This is a genomic window from Pandoraea pulmonicola, from assembly GCF_000815105.2.
GTDB classification, from domain to species: domain Bacteria; phylum Pseudomonadota; class Gammaproteobacteria; order Burkholderiales; family Burkholderiaceae; genus Pandoraea; species Pandoraea pulmonicola.
In genome coordinates, this window is record NZ_CP010310.2 from 3,302,879 (window position 1) to 3,325,986 (window position 23,108).

The window sequence follows — 23,108 nt, forward strand, 5'->3', positions numbered from 1 at the left end:
CCGGGCCGATCTGCAAGAATGGCGGCGTTGCAACGCATCGCCACCGTACCGCTTCGTCCTACAAAGCAACACTCGCGCGGGGGAATCGTGGAACAAATCACGTTCAAGCAGTGTTTCAAAGGTGCATGGCGCGACGGGTTCGACGCCCTGCGCAGTCGTCCGATTCTGTGTCTGTCGATTGCCGTCATCGTGCTGGTGATGTTCGCGCTCGGCGTCTCGCTCAAGTCTCTCGCCCTGGAGATGGCGCACGATGGCACGCCGGCGGGACCCCGCATTCGCCTCGGACTCACCTCGTTCGCGGTGATGATCGTGAACGTCGTGGCGTTCACGGTGCTGGCGCTCCACGTCTATCGTTACGTGATCCTCGGGCCGCAAGCTGCCCGCGAGGCGCACTGGTATGGACGCGATCTCTGGCGTTATCTCTGGACGGTGATCCAGATCTTCGTGGGCATGGCCGTCGTGTGGGTCGTCCTCGTGGTTCTTGCGGTGCTTGCCATGCGTTCTACGGGACGCACCACCTCGTTCGCCTTGCTCGGCACCTTTTTCGTCCTGCTGTTCTGTGGGCTGATATACGTTCTGGTGCGCGTGCAGCTGATCTACGGACAGATCGCCGCGGGCCGCAGCAAACGCTGGCGCGCCGCCTGGCGCGACTCGCACGGGCATTTCTGGGCGATGTTCGGCACGACCCTGGTTTCGGTACTGCCGCTCGTTGTCGTCGGCATCGTGCTCACGATCCTCTTTCGCCTGGCACTCGTCCTCATGCCCGACGCCACGCTGGTGGTCTTCGGATCGCTGGTGCTTCAGACGCTGCTGTCCGTTGCGTGGATCGCGGTGGCGATCGGCAGCGCCGCCTGGGTGTACCGGCGTTTTGCCAACGAGTTGCTCCAGCTCGACGATGCACCGGACGATATCTGAATCGCCGCGTCAAACGCTTCGCACCGCCAGATACAGGAACGGCCCGCACTGCCAATGCCGTGCGGGCCGTTCAATGTCTGGCAATCGACTTGCTCAATCAGGCGGCATCCGCCGTCGCCGGGCTGGCCAGTTCGCCGTAGCGGGCATACTCGCCAAGGCCGTCGGGCCATTGCGTGAGCACTTCGAATCCCGATTCGGTCACCGCCACCATGTGTTCCCATTGCGCGGAGAGCGAGCGGTCGCGCGTGACGACCGTCCAGCCATCGGCCAGTTGCTTCGTATCGGGCTTGCCGACGTTGACCATCGGCTCGATGGTGAAGATCATGCCCGGCTTGAGCGTCAGGCCCGTGCCCGGACGACCGTAGTGCAGCACCTGCGGATCGTCGTGATACGTCGTGCCGATGCCATGCCCGCAATAGTCGCGCACGATGCTGAAACCCTCGCGATGCGCGACCGTCTGGATTGCATGGCCGACGTCGCCGAGCGTCGCACCCGGGCGCACGGCACGAATACCCGCGAGCATCGCTTCGTAAGTCGTGTCGACCAGACGCTTGGCGAGAATGCTCGGCTTGCCGGCGTAGTACATGCGACTCGTGTCGCCAAACCAGCCGTCCTTGATCAGTGCGACGTCGATGTTCACGATATCGCCGTCATGGAGCTTCTTCTCGCCGGGAATCCCGTGGCACACGACGTGGTTCACCGAAGCGCACACCGTCTTCGGATAGCCGTGATAGCCGATGTTCGCCGGGATCGCCTTGAGCTCGTTCACGATGAAATCGTGGCAGATGCGATCGAGTTCATCGGTCGTCACCCCCGGCTTGACGTACTCGCCGATCATGGCGAGCACCTGCGCAGCCATTTCACCTGCGCGGCGCGACAGGGCAATTTCCTCTTTCGAGCGGATCACAACGCGTTCGCGCACCATTACGCCACCTTGTTGAATGCGGTGACAGGCGCACCGGCTGCTGGAGATACGGCGACACTGGTATCGACCACTGCGCCATCGGATTCGATGAGACGACGGCAGATTTCGCCGTAGCTCAACGACGGATTGAGTTCGGCGAGCATGCCGACACGCAACCAATGCTCGGCCTGCGCGTTGATGGAGCGGCTCAGCGCCCCGCTGGTATTGCGCAGCGCGGCATGCATAGGCTCCGAGATTTTGATGATTCCCATGTTGCGAACCCCTTATATACGAAATAGCTATGAAACGTATATTAACAGGCTCGCGCCATATTGTCTTGCGAAGCGCGCTTCCGGATGAAAATGCGGACATCCAGGTGCTGCAGGGAGGCCTGCTGTCTATGGCAGCAGGCCTCCCTGCAGCGCCGACTCAAACCTTTCGCAGAAAGCAGGCCTTCAGCATGAAGTTGCCCGCATCCATCTTGCAGTCGACTTCATGGTCTCCGCCGACGAGGCGAATGCTCTTCACCTTCGTGCCGACCTTCAGGGTAATGGACGAGCCCTTGACCTTCAGGTCCTTGATAAGCACGACCGAGTCGCCGTTGGCGAGCACATTCCCGTTTGCATCCTTGACGACGGCGTCCGCCTGCTCGTCGTCGGCCGCAGCGGCGGCCATCGGCCATTCGTAGCCGCAGTCGGCGCAGACGTAGTTATCCCCATCGGGATACGTGTTTTCCAGGGAGCACTGGGGACAAGCGGGAACGTTCGACATTGTTTTTTCCGGAAATACGGGAAGGTCTTCAAGGATGACGCGAGGGTGTCTCGGCATGTCATCGCCGGCAGTCGCATCATATGCACATCGCATTATAATCCAGCGCATATGCTGGCCCCGGGGTCGAAACCAGTCGCTCCACATGGCTTCACAGGGCTTAGGACATATCCCCGCGGAGGCCCCGTTACTATGTTCGCACCTCGATAATTGAGGTTTTGGCCAGCCAGGCCCGGCATGATTAAGTCCCCCAGTCGCAGTCATGATCCGGGGGGTGTTGTCACCGGGGCTGGTGGGTGGCTGGTGATCGCTAATAGGGGTTTGGCTCGGGATTTTCCGATGCCGTCCGTAACGTGGATGCCGAGACTTGCCACCATGGTTTTTGCAGGCCAATTCGTCATTTGAGCAAACTGCAATGCAAAACTTTCCTCTTCATGACGCCGTCGATGTCTTCATCGGCGTCGACGTCGGCAAAGGCCACCACCATGCCGTGGCCCTCGATCGCAACGGCCGTCGCCTCTACAACAAGGCCCTGCCTAACGATGAGACACAGCTGCGAGCCCTCATCAATGAGCTCAAGGTGCACGGCCGACTTCTGTTCGTCGTCGATCAGCCCGCCACCATTGGCGCGCTGCCGCTCGCCGTCGCCCAAGACGCCGGTGCACTCGTCGCCTACTTACCCGGCCTGGCCATGCGCCGCATCGCTGACCTGCACGCCGGCGAAGCCAAGACCGATGCACGTGACGCCGCCGTCATCGCCGAAGCCGCGCGCTCCATGCCGCATACGCTGCGCTCGCTGCGGCTGGCCGATGAGCCGCTCGCCGAGCTGACCATGCTGTGCGGCTTCGACGATGATCTGGCCGCCCAAGTCAATCAAACCAGCAACCGCATTCGCGGCTTACTCACGCAGATTCATCCCGCGCTCGAGCGCGTGCTCGGGCCTCGCCTGGATCACCCCGCCGTGCTTGATCTGCTTGAGCGCTACCCCTCGCCTGCAGCACTGACGGCCGCGGGCCAAAAAACGCTGGCGAATCGCCTGATCAAGCTCGCACCACGCATTGGCAAGAGCCTGGCCGCTGACATCGCGCAGGCGCTTACCGAACAAACCGTAGTCGTGCCTGGTACTCATGCCGCCACGCTGGTCATGCCGCGTCTGGCCCAGCAACTAGCAGCCCTACGCAAGCAACGCGACGAGATTGCCGCCGAAGTCGAGCGCCTGGTGCAAAGCAACCCTCTTTGGCCGGTCCTGAGTAGCATGCCCGGAGTCGGGCTCAGGACCGCAGCACGACTCCTGACCGAGGTGGCGCACAAGGCCTTTGCCTCGGCCGCCCATCTGGCCGCGTATGCGGGTCTCGCGCCGGTCACCCGGCGCTCTGGTTCCTCGATTCGAGGCGAACACCCCTCCCGGCGTGGCAACAAGGTACTCAAACGCGCCTTGTTTCTCTCAGCCTTTGCCGCCCTGCGAGACCCGATCTCACGCGCCTACTACAGCCGAAAGATCCAGCAGGGCAAGCGCCACAACCAGGCACTTATCGCGCTGGCTCGCCGGCGCTGCGACGTGCTCTTTGCCATGCTGCGCGACGGCACTTTTTATCAACCGAAAACCGCCCCTAGTGCTTGACTAATTACATAGGGGCACCCCCCCAGGACTGGTGGTGGGCCGTCCGTCGTGCATTACAATTTGATTAACATACTCGATTCACACAACGGCCCTCTCCCGCGATGGAAACGAAAAGTGCCCGCCTCACCGTTCTCATTGACCCGGTCAAGAAAGACGCATTCGAGAAACTCTGCGCCGCCCAGGACCTGACGCCTTCCCAGGTCGTTCGCCAACTGATCCGCGAATACCTCGAACACCACGGCATGACCTACAAGACGAAGAGCGTCATCGGAAGCCGGTCGAAGTCCAAGGCCTGAACCGACCGGCATCGCTCTGCGTCCATGCCGCGAAACTCAAGCGGCCACCTGCACCGCCGCCGGCGTTTCACTTCGACGCATCCGCCTCCCGATCGGCCACGCATCAGCCACGTGACAAATGCTTCGAGCGCTGCTTGTTGCTGCGAACTCGCGAGTGTGCGCCGGCGCTCCAATGGGCGCCGGTTTGCATATCCACCGTTACGACGCTGCGGGTGTCACCGCCCCTGCCGCCCTCGCCCGGCGTACGAACGTCAGCGATAGCAGCACAGCGGCGAGCAGGAATCCCGACAACGCCAGGAACGAGCCGCCGTAGCCGTGCGTCTCCTCCTTCAGCCAGCCAACGATGTACGGTCCGAAGAAGCCGGAGGAGTTGCCTATCGACAGGATCAGGCCGAAACCACCCGCTGCCGCACGTCCCGAGAGAAACGTCGACGGCACTGCCCAAAAGGTCGCGAGGAACCCGAATCCGCCGATCAGTGCGACCGTCAGACCGACCATCAGCAAGCGCGGATCCTGGAAAGCGCTGCTGATCGCGAGCGCCGCCGCCCCGACGAGGCATGTCGCCACGACATGTCCCACACGCTGCCCGGTGCGATCGGAACTACGGGCCCAGAGCACCATGCCCACCGCGCTGATGAAGTTCGGGATCGCACTGACAAAACCAACAGTGACCGTATCGAGCCCGAACGACTTCAGGATCTGCGGCATCCAGTAATAAACGCCATTGAGCCCGATCAGTCCGGTGAGATAAGTCAGGGACAGCACGATGACACGGAAATCGGTCAGCGACTGGCCGAGCGTCATGTGTCCCGCGCTTTCGATCTCCACACGTTCGGCCCGCAGTTCGGACTCGATCCACGCCTTCTCGTCCGCGTCGAGCCAGCGGGCCTTCGATGGCGAATCGATCAGCATGCGCAGGCAAAGCGCGCCGAGAATGAGCGCGGGAACCCCTTCAAGCAGGAACAGCCATTGCCAGTGCTTCAACCCGCCTACGCCGGCGAGCGACAGGATCGCACCGGAAAGCGGACCGCCGAACACGGCGGCGAGCGGAACGCCGAGCAGGAAGGTCGCGATAGCCTTCGCGCGCCAGCGGGACGGAAACCAGTGAGCGAGGTAGATGAAAACAGCCGGCGAGAAACCGCCCTCGGCAACGCCCAGAAGAAAGCGCGCCGCCATCAATTCGGCAGGCGTGCGCGCAAGCGCGCATACCATCGTCATGAAGCCCCAGGCAATCATGATGGTCGCAAGCCAGCGGCGCGCGCCGAACTTCTGCAGCGCCAGATTGCTGGGGATCTCAGAAATGCAATAGCCGAAGAAGAAGGCGCCGACGATCCAGCCGAAGCCGGTCGGCGTCAGACCGAGATCGCGATTCATCGTGAGCGCGGCGAAGCTCACGTTGGTTCGATCGATGTAGTTCACGAGAAAGCAGATGCACAGGAACGGCAGGATGCGCCAGGCAACCTTCGCCATCGTGCGCTGCTGGAATTCGGGGTCTGCGACGGTATTCGTCGATATGGCACTCATGAGTCGTCTCCTCGTTTGTCGTATGTTGTTCTGCCTGGGCCGCGCGATGCGTCAGGCCGCGTCCGGCTCGCCGGGAACGAACGGGATGGCCGCTTCGACCGTTTCCCAAATGAAACGCCCGGATGGGCATTGCCGCTCCTCCACCACGTGCGATACCAGGCCGGCCGCGCGCGAAATCACGGCGAACCCGCGCATGACGTCCGTGGGCACGCCGATTTCGCCGAGCAGCGCGGCGACGGCGCCCGTCGCGTTGATCGTGATGGCGCGCCCGAACACGGCGTCGATCTCGCGCGAGAGCAACATCAGCGTCTCGATATGCTCGCCCGCGAGCTCGGGCTCCCCGCGAACGAAATCGAGAAGCTTGTAGGCGCGCGGATCGACAGGCTTGTGCAAGTGATGGCCGAATCCCGGGATGGCCTTGCGCGCGCGCACATATTCGTGCGCTATCGCCGATGCCTCCGCGTGCGGATCGGCCGCGTCGCGAATGCGGTCGATGAGACGCGAGCAGTTCTCCATCGTGCCGACGAACTGGCTGCCGACGGCCAGCAGCCCGGCCGCCACGGCGCCTTGGAGGTTCTCCGGCGCGCTCATGTAGACGAGGCGTGTGGAGATGGAACTCGGCGTGAGCCCGTGCTCCATCAGCACGATGAGCACCGCATCGGCGATACGCACATCCACGGGACGAATCGGACGGCCGAGAATCTGTTGCAGCAGGACCTCGGTGAATGTCTTCTTTCCGATCAATTCTTCGACGAGATCGGCGTCACCGTATTTGAGCGAGGTGAGCGTATGGGTGCACAGTCGTGTGACGGGCCCCTGGTGTTCCGTTTGGGTTTCGGGTTTCATGGCTTCGAGAGATTCCTCAGACTTTTGCTTCGACTGCGCGGCCGGACAGGACTTGGTCCCGCACCGCGTTCTTCACCACCTTGCCGACGGAGGACCGCGGCAGATCGTCGAAGAAATGGATGCGCTTGGGGGTGTGGACGGCGCCGAGCCTTTCCCGAACGAACGCGCTCAGTTCGATTTCGGTGACGGACCCGCCGGGCCGCAGTTGAACGCCGGCCTGAACCGCCTCGCCCCAAACGTCGTCCGGCAGGCCGAACACCGTGCATTCGAAGACGCTGGGGTGCTGGCCCAGCACGTTTTCGACGTCGATCGGATAGACGTTGAAGCCACCAGTGATGATCACGTCGCGGATCCGGTCCTTCAGATGCAGGAAGCCGGCCTCGTCGATATATCCGCGGTCGCCGGTGTGCAGCCAGCCGTCGATCAGCGTTTCCGCCGTTTTTTCGGGCAATTTCCAATAGCCGGTCATGAGCAGATCGCCGCGCGCGACGACTTCACCGATTTCGCCCGGTGGCAACCGGCATCCGTCGGCGGACATGATCGCCACCTCCGAGAACCATGTTGCGCTGCCGACAGACGACCACCGCGCCGGATCGGCGAAATCCTCCGGACGCATCGCAGTCAGGATCTGAGGCGCCTCGGTCTGACCGTAGTGCGTGGCGAGAACGGGGCCGAAGAATTCGCGGGTTTCGCGGATCTTTTCCGGCGGCATGGGCGCACCGCCGTAAATGAGCAATCGCAGTTGCGGAAAGTCGCGACGCGAGACGCCTGGCAGTCCCATGAGCTTGTAGATCAGCGTTGGCGGCATGAAGGCGATCGTGCCGCCGCTGTCGCGAAACGCTTCGCGGACACCGGGCGCGCCGGCTTGCGACGGAATGACGAGACATCCGCCCTGCGCGAGGATGGGCAGAACGTACGTCGATGTTCCATGCGTGATCGGCGCGGCCACGACGTAGCGGTCACGCTCGGTGAGCCCCCACGTCTGAATCTGGTTCGACACGTTCGCCATCCACGCGCGATAGGGTTGCATCACGCCTTTGGGAATGCCGGTCGTGCCGCCGGTGAACTTGATGGCCTGCGTTGCACTGTCAGGCAGTTCGAAGGTTCGCGGCGAAGCCCCGTCGTGCGCCGCGATCAGTTGGCTCAGCGATGCGCTCTGCGCGGAGTGCGACGTGTGCGCGCGAACGTCGCCATCGCAGAGAATGCGATATCCGGACGCGCTTGCGACCAAATGATCGGATGCCGCGTCCGCCACGACGATGGTCGGCTCCGTCGTGTCGAGAATTCGTTGTATCTCCGATGGCGTGCTGCGCGGATTGAGCGGCACCCAGATCTTGCCGCTCGCCAGTGCGGCAAGAAGTGCCACCAGGTGTGCCCTGCTATTGCCCGCGCAGATGGCGACGCGGCTTTGTGGCGACGAATCGATCGCTTGATAGGCTGCGGCGAGCGCCGCGACATTGCGCCCGAGCTCACGGTAGCGGACGGCGCCCTCGGGCGCGTCGATCGCGATATGGTCCGGCCAGCGACGCGCGGCGCGCCAGAAGAAATCAATCGGATACATGTGCCGAAATCCTCGATAGGTGCACTCAGTCAACGTGCACGCAGTTCCTCGATCATTGACGACGCTGCAGAGCCCTTCCGCTCCATGCGGAAGGCTTGCCGCCGGCGTCCCAACACAAGCGATTTTCCCGATACGCGTCGAGCGCGAGAAATCGAATCGTCCGTTAAATGGACGTTTTTCAGGTATGAGGAGAGATTCGCGGATTAGTGTTTTCCCTTGTTGTGAGGCGATCCGCTGTCTGTAAAGGTGAATCGTCTTTTCACCATGGGTTTTCTCATGCGAACGAGCATCACCGATCCAATCGTTCATCAAACGGACGTTTTGGAGGACACCAAAGGAGGAGGCTTACGCGCGCTGCGCCGCGGCCTGGACGTGCTCGCCGCCGTCATCGAGGCGGGCGACGTCGGCTTGCGCGTGGTCGAGATAGGACGCCGCTGTCGGTTGGAACGCGCGACGATCTACCGGATTCTGCAAACGCTTGGCGATGCGGGATATGTCGAGCTCAGCGGTCGTTATCGGTATGTGGCGGGAGAGACCGTTCGTCAATGGCGCGTCGACAACGTGCTGACGCAATCGATCGTTGCGAAAAGGCTGGAGCCTGTGCTCGAGCATGTCAGCGCCGTCAGCGGAGACGCCGCCTTCGCCGTGGTCCGCGAAGGACGCATGTCGTCGTGCATCGCCCGCCGCATCGGGAGCTACCCGGTCCAGGTGCTGGCCGTCGATGTGGGAACGCGCCAACCGCTCGGTGCCGGCGCGGCGGGGCTGGCGCTATTGGCCGCGCTGCCCGACGACGAGGCGCAGGCCGTGATCGAGCAGCATGGCGATGCGCTGTCGAGTTACGGAGGCCTCAACTGCGAGACGCTGCGCCTGCTCGTCAAGGCGTCGCGAGAGCGCGGGTGGTCCGTGGTGGGCAATCATGCCGCCAAGGGGGCGCTCGGTGTGGGCGTCGCGGTCTGCAACCGGCGCGGCTATCCGATCGCGGCAATCAGCGTGGCGGCGCCCACCGATCGAATGTCTCGACAAAGGCAAGCGTTTATCGTCGATGCGATTCGGTCGGCGCTTCGGTCGGCGGGGGAGATGTGAGCTTGTACGTCCCCCACCAGACGGCCGGACGAACTGTCTCGACGGGCAGTTCGGCTATCGAATCTTCTTGAAGGTGCCCTTCCGATGAACGAAACCATGATCGGGCAATGTCATGTTGGTGTAGAAAATTCCGTTCTCGAAATCCTCCACATGGACGATAGTGGCTTTATTGTGCTCCTGCCAATACACCATGAAAACACCGGGTCTGATCGGGACCGCGGTATACCGCACGGTTTCCTTGGGTACGCCCAGCGGTTTTTCCGAAGGGACCTCGGTGAAGGTCATTTCCTTGCCGTTTTTATCAAAATCGAAATAAAACGCAAAATCCCCGAAATTGAATTCGTAAACATGCCCGGGAGCCGGGTATTTATCTGTTGATGATTTGACCATACCTCACCTCCATTGGTAATTTCATTTGGATTGATAATATTACGTCATCCAACAGAAAAGGCACCCACCATGAAAATCCTGATCGTTGGCGCGACAGGCACCCTCGGAAGAGCTGTCGTCAAGGAATTGGAAGTCGATCATGAAATTATCCAGGCAGGATTGGCGGATGGCCAATATCGCGTGGATATCTCCGATGATGCCAGCGTACATACGCTTTTCGATACGACCGGCCCCTTCGACGCCATTATCTGCACGGCGGGTGAAGCCCATGTGGGGCCGCTCAAGAAGATGACGCCCCAGGAGTTCAACAAGGGACTGCAAAATAAACTGCTGGGTCAGGTTCGACTATATCTCATAGGACAACATCATCTGAACGCGGGCGGCTCCGTTACCTTGACGACCGGAATCATTGCCGATGAGCCGCTGCGCGATTGCGCGAACATTACCTCTGTCGATGCGGGTATCGAAGGGTTCGTGCGAGCTGCCGCAGCGGAGCGCGGGGATGTTCGGATCAATGCGGTGAGCCCAACGGTGCTTACCGAATCCCTCGATATTTATGCCCCGTATTGCCCCGGCTTTGAAAGCGTGCCTGCCGCCAAGGTGGCGCTCGCTTACCGGCGCAGCGTCGAAGGCATCCAGACTGGCCGCATATATCGTGTCTGGTGATGAGCGGGGCCCGGCAGATGCTCGTCCAGATACAATCAACTATTAGTATTACTAGTATGCATACCGAAACACTCCGAATATTGTTTAAGTTCCTTACCTTTGCGTGACCTCACCCATAGTTGGAGTGAGAAGGCCGCCTACTTCGGGCAAAGCGTTCACTGCCCCTCGCGAAGGTGATGCGATTGGGCTGCAAATCGCAGCGTGGAAGTGGACAGGGGTTTGAGGAGCCAGCATGACTCAGAAAAACAGTTCTCCCGCAGCGGGGTTCAAGGCCAGTGTCCTGTCGGCCTCGCGTACATTGGCCGACGCGTTGCCCGCACCGGTTTGTCCCGATGCCGCCGCGGGTCTGCTCGATCCCAATGAACTGAGTGATCTGGGCGTCGGTTTTGTCGTCAAAGCCTACCCCAACATGGGAGAAGGCGATCACGTCATCTTCCAGTTCGACATGGGCGGCCCGGGTGAATACACCAAGGACTTCGACGTCTCCCGCAAGAAGGTCGGCACCGACATCTCATTCACCGTCCCCAAGGCGAATGTCGTCAAGGCGCTCGACAACGACGTGACCGCCGCCTATCTCGTCGAGCCCGGCGACGGCGGCCCCGAGATTCCCTCCGCGCCGCTGCCTCTGCACATCGGCAACCCACCGCTGCTGGCCGCGCCCAGCGTCGACGAAGCCGTCGACGGGCATCTGGACGGCAGCCTGGCGACCAGCGACGTGCTCGTGAGAATACCGATCTACAAGGGCATGGCCGCCGGCGACAAGGTCTATATGTACTGGGGCGCCGCCGGCGAAGCGGGCTACTACGAGGATGAAATCACCATGCGCGCCGTGCGCTCGGTCACCTTCCTGGTCGAGGCCGAGTACGTCGGGCCTTATCTGGACAAGACCGTGCATGTGCGCTACGACGTCAATCGCGGTGGCGCCATCTCGCCCTCCGCACTCTATGCCCTGCGCATCGGCAACGCGCCCGATGAGAGCAAGCTGCCGGCGCCGGTCGTCGCGGAGGCCATCGGAGATATCCTGAACCCCGACCTCGTGCCTGACGGATGCACCGGCTTGCTCGGGCCCAACGAGGGGCTCAGCAATGGCGTGAAGGGCAAGGCCATTTGGGGAGGCGGCCCGCCCGACGGCATCGAAATTCCGTTCGATATCTCGGAGAACTTCCAGACGGAGCCCTATCCGGTTCATATCCCGTACGCGAACATCACCCCCTTTCTCAATAAGAGCGTCACGTTCCAATACTCGGTATTGCAGACCGACAACGCCACCTGGCTGCAGTCGAACGTGCTGACCCTGCAAGTCGAACAGCAGGTGGCGCAGGTCGCGCCACCTAGCGTGCCCGAGGTGGCCAATGGCGTGCTCGATCCCCGGTCGCTGTCGCCCCAGATTGGCTGCCCGGTATTCGTGCCCGCGGCCGAGCACACGCGCCAGGGCGACACGATCCGGCTGACGTGGGCGTCTCAGAAGACGCCTGGCAACTGGGACGGCGAACATGTTCTGCTCTCGACCGAGACGGACCAGTCCATCGAGTTCGACGTTCCCTATCCCAACGTCATGGCGAGCCTCGATGCGCAGGTCACGGTGTCGTACAGCCTGTGGCGAGCCGGTAAACGTTATGCGTCGAGCCTGCCGCTGACCTTGACCGTTCAACAGGGCAATCTGCCTGCGGCGACGATCGACCAGGCCAAGGGCAGCACGCTCGATCCTGCCGATTGTCCCGATGGCGCGACCGTGCGGCTCGATCGTTCGGGCGGGTTTCGGGCAGGCGATCAGATCACCTTGCAGTGGCAAGGCGTGCCGGGCCCGGGCTCGGTCACGGCAAACCATACGGTCAGCGATGCGGAGCAAGGCGGCGACGTGACGCTGACCGTGCAACAAGCCACGGTGCAGGCGGATGTGGGGCAAACCGTGACGCTCGAGTACACGGTGATTCGAGCAGGCAACCCGACTGAGGAGAAATCGCCGCCCTCGCTTTACGACGTGACGGCGCAACCCGGGCAAGGCAAGTTGCTGGTCATGGGCGCACGAAATAGTTCTGGGGGCTTCCGCTGGGAGCATGTATCGCACCGCCTGAGCGCCTTCGACAAGGTCACCTCGCAGCCATTGAATGCGCAATGGCGCTACGACGACGAGTCCAGCTGGAAACTCGGCACGTCGTTCAAGGACACGCGCCCGTGGGTTCCTCTGAACGTCAAGAGCCAGGACGATACGATCACGATCCAGCCTGTCAATATCGCTGGATCAGGTGATAACGGCACGACCCGGGGCACAGCCGCGATGGTGGCGCTCCTCAATAAAGGAGGGGTGATTGCCTGGGGAGTCGCTGGCTATGGTGGCACCGTACCGCCCACCATTTTGACCTACGACGACGTCGTCGAGATGGCCGCCACGCGAGCCGCCTTCGCGGTACGCCGCAGTAACGGGCGGCTCGCGGCGTGGGGCGATGCGGACAACGGTGGCACGCTGCCTGACGGGTTCACCGTGAGTGTGACTGACGCGACGCGCATCGTAGGAAGCTACGGAGCCTTTGCGGTGCTGCGCGCCAACGGCCAAATTGCTACCTGGGGCAATGCCACCTTTGGAGGCCAGGCGACGGCCGATGTCCTCGCCCTGACGGACGTCACACAGATTTTTTCCGGCTCTTCGGCGCTCGCTGCTCTTCGAAAAACAGGGCAGGTCGTGGCTTGGGGCGACGCTCGATACGGCGGGAAAGTGCCGGAGTCTATTAGCTCAGAAGTCACGGACATTATCGACGTGCGCGGCAACTACGAGTCCTTCTGCGCGTTGCGCGCCAACAAGACGGTAGTTGCCTGGGGAACCGCCGGCAACGGCGGCGCGGTTCCGGCTGCCATTGCAGCCCGCCGGGACATTGTGGAGTTGGCCGCGGCGTCAGCCTTGGCTTACGCCGTGCTGACCGAAGGAAAGCAGGTGCTCGCCTGGGGCCATGCCGATTGGGGCGGTGTGTTGCCCCCCGATATCGCCGAATTGACCGATATCGAGGAGGTCATAGCCAGCAAGGGCGCTTTTGCCGCGCGCCGCGCCAATGGGCATGTGGTTGCCTGGGGGAGTTCAACCTGCGGGAGCGTGGTCCCCGCAGACATCGCGTTGATTCCGGACATCGTGCAGGTCGCCAGTACCGACGCTGCGTTTGCCGCGCTGCGCCGGGACGGCACCGTCGTGACATGGGGCAATGCCGCCTACGGCAGTGACTCGTCTGCGGTCAAGGCACAGCTTCAGAACGTGCGCGCCGTCTACGGCAACAGCGAAGCGTTTGTCGCGATTCTTGCCGGAGGCGGGGCGGTGACCTGGGGCGCGGCGGCTGGCGGCGGCAACAGCACCTCGGTCAAGCCGTATCTCGACAACGGCCTCACCTATGAGGCGGGCGCGGCAGCACGCGGTCGGGCGCGCGCTGCGTTACGTGTCAGGGCATAGCAAAAAGTGCCTTGCAATCATTACGTCGCCTAATTCCGGGAGAGCAACCCATGAGTGAGGACAACCAACGCTTTTGCGGTGGCAATGAAACGATCCCCCCGCAGATACTCGACCAAGTCCCGAATGTCACCATCCATGGTCCACCTGCCGTCGCCTTTTATAACGGAAAAATATACTTGGCATATGCGCCGGAGGGCGATCAATTCCTCGGCCAAATCTGGACTACCAACTTCGACGGAACCAATTGGTCGCAACCCTTCCAGCTTCTCTTCCCCAGCAACACGTTCAATCCTGCGCTGGGAGTGTATCAAGGCGTGCTTTACTGCGCGGCCGACAACGGGGATCAAGCGTGGCACATGACATTCGACGGGGCAATCTGGGCACCGGCCAAAGCTATTCCCAATAGTCCCCAGATCTCGACCAACCCTTCGCTTGCAGCCAACTCGGAGACGCTGTACGTGGCGTATCAGAAAGACCAAAGCAATGACGTCTGGTACCAAACGTTCGACGGAATAAACTGGTCGCAGCCCGCCCCGACGCCTGCGGAAGCTGCGGTCCAAGGCGCTAGCGGTGCGGTTGGACTGGCAGCGGATCCGGATGGGAACGTCTACCTGGCGTATCAGTCAGTCGATTCGAATTCCATCCCAACGGGGCAACTCTGGTATACGACGCTCAATGGGAAGAACTGGTCCCCACCCGCCCAGGTTCCCAGTGTCTCGATCTTCGCGGAGCCTGCGCTGACCTTCTATAACGGGACACTGTATTGCTTGCACTTGAGGTCATCTGTCAACAACGCGCAAAATCTCTCGTATCTGACGTTCGATGGAGAGAGCTGGAGTGGCGACACACCGTTAACCGAATCGCCTATGTCGCTTCAATCTCCGGCGATTGCCCCTGTTCTCGCAAATTTCGCAAATCGAGGGCCAGGTCTTTACTTCTTCGTTACAACAACCGTCTTTAATGTTTTTTATTTTTACCGGGCTCCGTCCTGAAATAGGTTGACAACCGCTTACGCTGAAAATGCCTCGATCGGTCGTCGAGCCATGCTATTGATCCGTCCCCGCCAGACAACGCTTCATATCTGACTCGATGCGATCCAATATTTGATCGAGCGATTGTCCCGCCAGGATGCGCTCTTCCGAACAAAACGGCAGCGGCTGCCATCCAAGATACCACCGTCGCATCATTTGTTCGTTTACGTCGGGCAGATGCCGAGTTGCATGACGCCTCAGCGTCTCCTCGAACGACAAATCAAAACTATAGAAGAGTGTTGGCCCCGAATGACTATCACGTAGCGCCTCGAGCATTGGCCCATATCGCTCCGCGTGCAAAATTCCTTCCACGATTGTGTGCCGTCCACGCTCCAGGCAATAGCGAGCCATCAATGACAACAAGTCCGGAGTGTCGCCAAGCGGCACATCCTTCTCCCGCAAGACGATACGCCGCACGTGGTCCTGTTCAATCCACGCACTGTGAGGTTTCAAGCGCTCACTGAGCATGCGTGCAATGGTACTTTTCCCCGAACCAGAGTTTCCGCGCAACACGATAAGAATAGACGGCGTCATGACATGAACGTGAGGTCATCACAGGTAGTTGGAGGCGCGGGATCCCAGCGCCGGAAACGGGATACATTGAATTTATCTCACGGAAGCGCTTTCGGTTGCGGCGCGCCCGTCATCGCCGCAACTCGCCGTATGCCTTTTATTGTCGCAAAGGCTCACCGCCCACATTTGCACAAATCGCTCTTTCGGTATTCGGGAAAGGCGATGGTGGGTTGGATGTAGTACGCTACGGTCGTCGCCTATCTCCCAACCTTCTTCAGGTGTAGCGACGCTGGTCTCCATTGCACGCCCTCCCCCGGGCGCTGCGGTCTCAAACCGCTTTCCCAAGGAAGCGGTATTTTTTCGTCCGTGGGGCGGCCGTCGTACGAAGACCAACTGAATCTGCTGCATGTGTTGCACCTCGTCGTCATCGAGACAGATGGAAGTCGTCGAAACCGATGTTTGACGCAGGTTATCGCGCAAAACCATGAGCGATGTCCGCCAGCCAATGCATTTGTCGCATGCGGGTGCCCTAACCGGTGCGGCGTAGCCGAGACGTCTGACTCAAAGGCTTTTCGACAACCTTGTTGTTCAGTATTTCTCAAAGGATCTGCTACGCATGTTACCCATGTCGCGCTCCTCGTCCGGCTCGCCTCCCCCGTCCTCGTCAAGCGCCCAACGTGTGCAATCCTCAAAACGACCACCTCCCGTTGACAGACGCCCCCTCCTCAGGGAGCAAGTACGGGAAGTTTCGTCCTCAACGTCGAGCCTGAGGTCATCCGGTCCCGAAGGCCGGACGACCTCATCCGTATGCCCACCTCATCGCGTGGCGCAAGCGGCGCAACAACGTAGTGGCTTCCGGGGAAATGTCGCACAAACTGGTGCCGCGGGCGCAAGGGAAGACGCACGATCAACACAATATGGCCTCGGCGGCTCGAGCCGCCACCACTGGGGTCCGCCTCGGAGCGAAAGCACGGTGCATGCTGGCCATGATGGCATCGTTCAGACACTACACGAACATTTTCGCGATGGGGCGTTCTTGGATAACACCAGGTGGATGGACAACCATCTGGGGAGACTTTTGGAGCAATCCAGCTATCTCGGCGAGGAAGCGCTAAGCGCGAGTATCAGTGAGGTGGCGCAGTGCCTGCAAAACAATGCCTGGTTTGGCTCATCGCAGAGAGGGCCAATGATGCATGTGGCGAACAAACTGGGTAAGTTCACCAGAATGCCGGATTGCGCGACCGGTCTTGCCGCGATTGCCAGCAGGCTGAATGCGCGGAATTTTCAGGCACGTGATACATCCATATATCTCAATGCGTTTTGCAAGTTTCCCGGCGATCCGCAGTGCACCCGCGCCGCGCTCAGTCTGGCACGGCACATCATTGCGGCAAGAGGCCCATTGATCGACCAGCTCGACTTGCGAGGCATTACCAATACTCTGAACGCGCTTAGCAAATGGCCCGACGAAGCCGATGCGCGGGATGCCGCGCTATGTCTGGCACAACATATTGTCAAGTTGGGCAATGCGTTGCTCGTCAAGCTCGACCCGCGAAGTATTGCCATTATTCTGAACGCGCTTAGCAAATGGCCCGATCAAGCCACTGCGCGAGACGCCGTGCTGCGCCTAGCGCAACATATTGTCAAGTCGAGCAATGCGCTACTCGTCGAGTTCAATTCCTACGACATTGCCTATACGCTCAACGGGCTGAGCAAGTGGCCCGATCAAGCGGATTCGCGGGACGCGGCGCTGCGTCTGGCGCGCCATATTGCCGGGCTGAACAATGCGGCGCTGAACAAGTTCAACGCACGAAGCATTGCCAATGCCCTGAACGCGCTGAGCAAATGGCCCGACGAAGCCGATGCACGGAGTGCCGCGCTGAGTCTGGCGCCGCATGTTACCGAGATGGACGATGCGGTGCCGGACACATTCCGCGCGCGGAACACGGCCATTATCCTGAACGCGCTGAGCAAGTGGCCCGATCAAGCCACCGCGCGCGACGCCGCACTGCGTCTGGCGCGCCATATTGTCCAGCAAGGCAATGCGCTGGTCGGCAAGTTCAATGCGCGGGACACTTCCGGTACCCTGAACGCGCTGAGCAAATGGCCCGATCAAGCCGTCGCGCGTGACGCCGGACTGCGTCTGGCGCAGCATATTGTCGAGCCAGACAATGCCACACTGGAAACGTTCGGCGCGCAGAGCATCAGCAACGCCCTGAACGCGCTGAGTAAATGGCCCGCTGAGGCCGGTGCCCGGGACGCGGCACTGCGTCTGGCGCAGCATATTGTCAGGCTGAACAGTGCGACGCTGGACACGTTCAACACGCAGCACGTGACCAATATCCTGAATGCGCTGAGTAAATGGCCCGATGAGATTGATGCGCGGGATGCCGCGCTGTACTTGGCCCAGCATATTGCCAAGGTCGGCAATGCGTTGGTTGGAAAGTTCAACGCGAAGGAAATTGCCAGTGCCCTGAATGCGCTGAGTAAATGGCCTGATCAAGCGAACACGCGAGACGCCTCGCTGCGCCTGGCACAGCATATTGTCCGCCTGGACGATGCAGTGCTGGACACGTTCAACGTGCAAGAAATTCCGAATACCCTGAACGCGCTGAGCAAATGGCCCGATCAAACGGAAGCCCGGGACAACGGCAACACGCAGAACGTTGTCGATACCTTGAACGCACGGAATCAATGGCCCACTCAAGCAGACGTGAAGGACGCCGCGTTGCGTCTGGCGCAGCGTATTCTCAGGCTGAATAACGCGACGCTGAACACATTCGACGCACCGAGCATTGGCACCACCTTGAATGCGCTGAGTAAATGGCCCGGTCAAGCGGCCGCGAGGGACGCCGCGCTGCGCCTGGCACAGATTATAGTCAAGATGGACGATGCACTGCTTGGCAAGTTCATTACACAAGACATTTCCAAAACCCTGAACGCGCTGAGCAAATGGCCGGATAGTGTCGATACGCGGGGCGCCGCGTTGCGCTTGGCGCAGCACATTATCGAGATGGGCAATGCGTCGATCGACAAATTCAACGCACAAGACATTGCCAATACGCTGAACGCGCTGAACAAATGGCCCGATCAGACAGCCGTACAAGACGTCGTGCTGCGCCTGGCGCGACATATTGTCGGACTGAACGATGCGACGCTGGACACGTTCGAAGCACAAGGCATTGCCAATACCCTGGACGCGCTGAGCAAATGGCCGGACAGTGCTGATGCGCGGGCCGCCGCGCTGCACCTGGCGCAGCATGTTGCCGGGCTGAACAGTGCGACGCTGGACGCGTTCAACATGCAACACATAACCAATACCCTGAGCGCACTGAGTAAATGGCCCGACCAGGCGGGCGCATGCGCCGCCGCGCTGCTTTTGGCGAAACATCTTGCGAAAGTGGGCAATGCGTTGGTTGCCACGTTCAATGCGCAGCACATTGCCAGGGCCCTGAATGCGCTGAGTAAATGGCCCGAGCAAGAAGACGCGCGAGACGCCCTGCTGTACCTGGCGCCCCGCGTTATCGGGCTGAACAATGAAGTGCCAGACGCGTTTGACGCGCATAACGCTTCCAAGACCCTGAACGCGCTGAGCAAATGGCCCGATCAAGAAGCCGCGCGGGACGCCACTCGGTCCCTGGCACGGCATGTTGTCAGATTGGATCATGCGGCGTTGGACACGTTCGGCGCGCACGACATTGCCAATGCGCTGAACGCCCTAAGCAAATGGCGTGATGTGGACGATGCACGGAACGCCGCGCTGCATCTGGCACGACATCTTGTCAGTTCCAACTGTGCAGTGCTGAACACGTTCTCGGCACAGTTCATTGCCAATACCCTGAATGCGTTGAGTAAATGGCCCGATCAAGCAGACGCGAGAAACGTCGTGCTGCACCTGGCGCAGGGCATTTCCAAGCTCAACGATGCGGCGCTGGGCAAGTTCGTCGCACAGGACATTGCCAATACGCTGAATGCGCTGAGCAAATGGCCCGGTCAAGCGACCGCGCGTGACGCCGCGCTGCGCATGGCGCGGCATATTGTCGGGCGGAACGATGCGACGCTGGATTGGTTCAACGCGCAGAACATTGCCAATACCCTGAACGCGTTGTGCAAATGGCCCGATGAGGTGGATGCGCGGGACGCCGCGCTGTGCGTGGCGCAGCATATTGACAAGATGGGCAACGCCTTGGTTGACAAGTTCAATGAGCACAACATTGCCAACGCCCTGAACGCGCTGAGCAAATGGCCCGAGCAAGCGGCCGCGCTGCGCAGCGCGCAGCGTCTGGCGCAACACATTGTCGGGCCGAACAAAGTGGCGCTGGACGCGTTCAGCGTGCATGGCATTTCGAGTATCTTGAACGCACTGAGCAAATGGTCCGATGACGCTGATGCGCGCAGCGCCATGTCGTGCGTGGCGCAGCACATTGTCAAGACGGGAAATGCGCTGGTTGGCAAATTCGGCATTCAGGACATTACCAATAGCCTGAACGCACTGAGCAAATGGTCCGATCAGGAAGACGCGCGAGACGCCGCGCAGTGCCTGGCGCAGCACATTGCCGGACTGAATAATGCGGCGCTGGACAGATTCGACGCGCAAAATATTGCCAATATCCTGAATGCGCTGAGCAAGTTTCTCAGCGTCGAGGCATGCGGACATGCAATGTGGGCGTTTTTCGAGCACTTGCACAGTCGGGACGAGCCTTGGGCCTCCTACAGGCTGATTGAATTGGGACAGGTGGCCAACGCCGTGGCGCGACTGGCGATGCAGCGCGCGGATCAGGTCCTGCCCGCGATACTTGCCGAATTGTTGCAAAGCATGGGCGATCATGTGCACGCGCACAACATGATGCGCGATGCCGAAGCGCTCCAAATCGCCACGACAATCAAGGCCATGGCCGCCTTGCAGTTGCACAAGACCCTGGCGACACTGGCCCCCTCGACCCTTGCCAGGCTACATCGTCTACTGCCGACCGGACTGCCCGGTGACAATCTGGAAACCCTGGGCAACCTGTGTGCAGGCCTGCTCCCGTTGCTGCGCAACAATAGCTTGTCGAGGTACCGTACAGAAACTCTGCACGTGCTGATGGCGCTCCATCCGCACATGGCGCGCAAGGCAGCGTGCTTCATAAGCGCACCTCAACACGGGACACCTGCCGATCCGCCAACGACGCCGCCCGAATCATTCGAGACGCGATGTCTGGCGCTCACTTTTTATCAGCTTCTCAAGACCTACAATGTCGTCGCCAGCCTGGCACAGGAGAGCCAAGCCGATCAGCGGCGCGGCCTACTGGTACGGGACTGGGTGAATGCCACGCTCACGCAAACCCGTGAAACGCTCCAGCGCGATCTGAGCGATATGAGCTGGAATCTGATCGCCCAGATCGAGGCCAGCGACGACGTCGACGACGCCATGGACCGATTCATGCACCGGGAACATGAGCGCGTCACCCAAGCTTGCCCGCCGACCCGCTTTGATCCGGCGCTCGTGCATCGGGCTATGCGAGGCGAATTCCGGGAAGTCGCGCCGACCGTCGGCAACACCCGTCATGTGCTCGTGGACATGATGGGGCGCGAACTCCCGTGCGAGCCTCGAGGGGCGGAAGACTACTCCCTGTTTGCACGAATCACCCGTCTGCCGTTGGTCGAAGTCAAGCTCCCGGGAACGCTGAGCCGATTCATGCTGGCCCGCACGTTCCGCTACGACGATCAACTCTGGCGATTCGACATGTTTGGCGGCAGCCGCCTGACAAAAGGCCGACATCAGCCGGTAGAAGCCATCCTGGCGGGGACGTCTCGCGGTCACGACACGCTGCCTGCGGTGCCGTATGCCGACAGCGCACCGGGAAGCGCCTTGATGAACCTCGTGCGCAAGCTCGCACCCCTCAAGGAAGACTGGGCGCGCATGCAGCGCGCGCTGCTCGAGACGGTGCCGCATACTCACGTTGGCGAGGGCACGTTGACCATCGGCTGGTTCGACGACGTGCCGGGGGCATCGCATCCCTTCAAGCCACAAATTGATGGCACGCCCCTGGCGTTGTGCCCGAACGACGGCTGCGGCTTTATCAAGGCCAGTGTGGCACAGCGCATCCCCGCCTTGCGCGAGCGGATGCAGGCGTGGGAGGCTGCACCCGCCCAGCAACGCCGCGACATGTCGAGGGTCGCCCCGGGCACCATGGCGCCCCAGGCATTGCAGCACTTCGCACGCGATCGGGCCGCACTGGACGAGGCTCGCGAGTTGATGCGCGCGAAGTTGCGCACGATCGACGCGGCGCAGATCCCTCAACTGCAATTGCATGATCTGTTGGTGCGCGGCCCCTACGAAAGCATGCGAATCCGGGCGGTGCCCTCGGCCGATGATCGGTTTCACCTGCCGACGCAACTGTGCGCGGGCCTTGCCCCGGGCCGCACGGCACCTGTGTTGATCGGCAAGCCGCCCTATGACAAGGAGAACCTGCTGCCCGTCGCCGCCAGTGCGATAGCTACCGAGGCGTCGGGAGATTTGACCGCAAGGTTCCTTGCCCGGCACTTCGCGATTCAGTACAGCTATACGGGCTTTGACGAGACCTCCGACACCTCCGACACCGGCAGCATGCTGCATGGCAAGGGCATGTTGATTGTCGTCCCCGACGACCACTGGCCGCGGCACCACCACGCACTCGACATGGCGTGTTCCCGCCAGGACATGAAAATGCACTCCTCCTGGACCACCGGACGCAAACGCCACGAGATTCCCGCACAGATGCAGAGCACCGGCAGTCTTCGCGTCAAGGACATCCTGCTACCCGGCCAGTGTGGTGCGATGCCGATCGACGAACTGCGAAAGCGCGACATGGACACCGATGGGGACAACATCTTCCTCTACCTTGACTGTCCCGCGCTTGCGCACGCGATCGATGGCGCCATGCAGGCACGCGCGGCACAACGGGGGCCGACGCCCTCGTTCAAGCCCCCCAAGACCGCGCAGGTGGCGATCGACCCGAACGGGATATATCGAGCCGGGCGTGCCAGGGAGATTATCGACGCACTGCGCGGGCACCATCTGATGGGCCGTGCGAGTTCGGCGGCCGCACGTTATCTCGCCCAGCCGAACGAGATACGCGAGCAAATTGCCAAGGCGTTTAAGGCTCGACTCCAGGCCCAATTGCAAACCAGCGCGGCGCTTCCCGTCGAATTGAGCACACTGATCGATAAAGAAGGCGAGAATCTTGATATGCGCGATTTCCTGACGATGGCTGCCAAGGCGGGTACGGACGCGCTCAAGTCCGATACCGGCATAACTTTGTTCAATCGATGGATGCGGTCGTTCGAGCAGGCTGAAGCCAGTTGCAAGGCAGACCCTCGCCGAGTGCGCACCATCCCCTACACCAAAGCCACCGCACGAGCGTTACGCGACGGCAGTTTCGATCCCGAAAAAACACTGGACGAGCTGCGCAGGAACCCGACGATGGCCGCGGGCGTCATGCAAATCGGCATTGAGATGCTACGGCCAGTGCTTCCCTCGACCCAACCCAAATGATCGGTTCTGCCTCGGCAATCGGTGTGGGCGCCTCGAAAACAGGA

The 23,108-nt window shown here is 61.0% G+C and carries 15 protein-coding genes and 1 pseudogene; 8 read left to right on the forward strand and 8 right to left on the reverse strand.

From position 1 onward, the window contains the following. Positions 1–87 precede the first annotated feature (87 nt). The gene (locus RO07_RS14220) at positions 88–915 is read left to right on the forward strand and encodes a hypothetical protein (protein WP_147284650.1); all 828 of its coding nucleotides are present in this window, start codon (positions 88–90) and stop codon (positions 913–915) included. Between the two features lie 97 nt (positions 916–1,012). Here the strand turns inward: RO07_RS14220 and map are convergent, their stop codons facing one another. The 3 genes from map to RO07_RS14235 all read right to left on the reverse strand — a co-directional run bounded on the left by map (position 1,013) and on the right by RO07_RS14235 (position 2,590). Continuing rightward, positions 1,013–1,840, reverse strand: a complete 828-nt coding sequence (gene map / locus RO07_RS14225) for a type I methionyl aminopeptidase (protein WP_039411593.1) — start codon at positions 1,838–1,840, stop codon at positions 1,013–1,015. After that, on the reverse strand, positions 1,840–2,091 hold the full coding sequence (locus tag RO07_RS14230) for a ParD-like family protein (protein WP_039411596.1): 252 nt from the start codon (positions 2,089–2,091) through the stop codon (positions 1,840–1,842). Before RO07_RS14230 ends, map begins: the two co-directional genes overlap by 1 nt. A 157-nt stretch (positions 2,092–2,248) precedes the next feature. Further along, on the reverse strand, positions 2,249–2,590 hold the full coding sequence (locus tag RO07_RS14235) for a zinc ribbon domain-containing protein YjdM (protein ID WP_039411599.1): 342 nt from the start codon (positions 2,588–2,590) through the stop codon (positions 2,249–2,251). A 354-nt stretch (positions 2,591–2,944) separates the two neighbouring features. On the opposite strand from RO07_RS14235, the pseudogene RO07_RS14240 reads away from it, so the two are divergent. Both RO07_RS14240 and RO07_RS14245 read left to right on the forward strand, forming a co-directional pair. Next, positions 2,945–4,208 (forward strand): annotated as a pseudogene (locus RO07_RS14240) (IS110 family RNA-guided transposase). 101 nt (positions 4,209–4,309) lie between these two features. Next, entirely contained in the window at positions 4,310–4,504 is a 195-nt protein-coding gene (locus RO07_RS14245) for a ribbon-helix-helix protein, CopG family (protein ID WP_039411602.1), read from the forward strand. A gap of 198 nt (positions 4,505–4,702) precedes the next feature. Here RO07_RS14245 and RO07_RS14250 read toward each other — a convergent pair whose 3' ends face one another. The 3 genes from RO07_RS14250 to RO07_RS14260 are packed head-to-tail and all read right to left on the reverse strand — an operon-like array spanning position 4,703 to position 8,435. Then, on the reverse strand, positions 4,703–6,028 hold the full coding sequence (locus RO07_RS14250) for an MFS transporter (RefSeq protein WP_052267320.1): 1,326 nt from the start codon (positions 6,026–6,028) through the stop codon (positions 4,703–4,705). 51 nt (positions 6,029–6,079) lie between these two features. Continuing rightward, positions 6,080–6,874: a citryl-CoA lyase gene (locus RO07_RS14255; protein ID WP_039411605.1), complete on the reverse strand. Its 795-nt coding sequence runs from the start codon at positions 6,872–6,874 to the stop codon at positions 6,080–6,082. 16 nt (positions 6,875–6,890) lie between these two features. Further along, positions 6,891–8,435, reverse strand: coding sequence for a class I adenylate-forming enzyme family protein (locus tag RO07_RS14260; protein ID WP_039411609.1), 1,545 nt, complete (start codon positions 8,433–8,435; stop codon positions 6,891–6,893). Between the two features lie 276 nt (positions 8,436–8,711). On the opposite strand from RO07_RS14260, the gene RO07_RS14265 reads away from it, so the two are divergent. Further along, entirely contained in the window at positions 8,712–9,518 is an 807-nt protein-coding gene (locus tag RO07_RS14265; RefSeq protein ID WP_039415546.1) for an IclR family transcriptional regulator, read from the forward strand. A gap of 54 nt (positions 9,519–9,572) precedes the next feature. On the opposite strand, the gene RO07_RS14270 is transcribed toward RO07_RS14265, so the two are convergent. Beyond that, on the reverse strand, positions 9,573–9,908 hold the full coding sequence (locus RO07_RS14270; RefSeq protein WP_039411612.1) for a MoaF-related domain-containing protein: 336 nt from the start codon (positions 9,906–9,908) through the stop codon (positions 9,573–9,575). Between the two features lie 69 nt (positions 9,909–9,977). Here RO07_RS14270 and RO07_RS14275 point away from each other — a divergent pair, with 69 nt between their 5' ends. From RO07_RS14275 to RO07_RS14285, 3 genes are all read left to right on the forward strand, one after another. After that, positions 9,978–10,574: a short chain dehydrogenase gene (locus RO07_RS14275; RefSeq protein WP_039411615.1), complete on the forward strand. Its 597-nt coding sequence runs from the start codon at positions 9,978–9,980 to the stop codon at positions 10,572–10,574. Positions 10,575–10,806: 232 nt separating this feature from the next. Next, the gene (locus tag RO07_RS14280; RefSeq protein ID WP_147284649.1) at positions 10,807–14,007 is read left to right on the forward strand and encodes an RCC1 domain-containing protein; all 3,201 of its coding nucleotides are present in this window, start codon (positions 10,807–10,809) and stop codon (positions 14,005–14,007) included. Positions 14,008–14,057: 50 nt separating this feature from the next. Beyond that, on the forward strand, positions 14,058–14,999 hold the full coding sequence (locus RO07_RS14285; RefSeq protein ID WP_039411617.1) for a sialidase family protein: 942 nt from the start codon (positions 14,058–14,060) through the stop codon (positions 14,997–14,999). Between the two features lie 54 nt (positions 15,000–15,053). Here RO07_RS14285 and RO07_RS14290 read toward each other — a convergent pair whose 3' ends face one another. Then, entirely contained in the window at positions 15,054–15,572 is a 519-nt protein-coding gene (locus tag RO07_RS14290) for an AAA family ATPase (protein ID WP_039411620.1), read from the reverse strand. A gap of 1,033 nt (positions 15,573–16,605) precedes the next feature. On the opposite strand from RO07_RS14290, the gene RO07_RS14295 reads away from it, so the two are divergent. Further along, the gene (locus RO07_RS14295) at positions 16,606–23,064 is read left to right on the forward strand and encodes a DUF1601 domain-containing protein (RefSeq protein WP_160118118.1); all 6,459 of its coding nucleotides are present in this window, start codon (positions 16,606–16,608) and stop codon (positions 23,062–23,064) included. Positions 23,065–23,108: the final 44 nt, after the last annotated feature.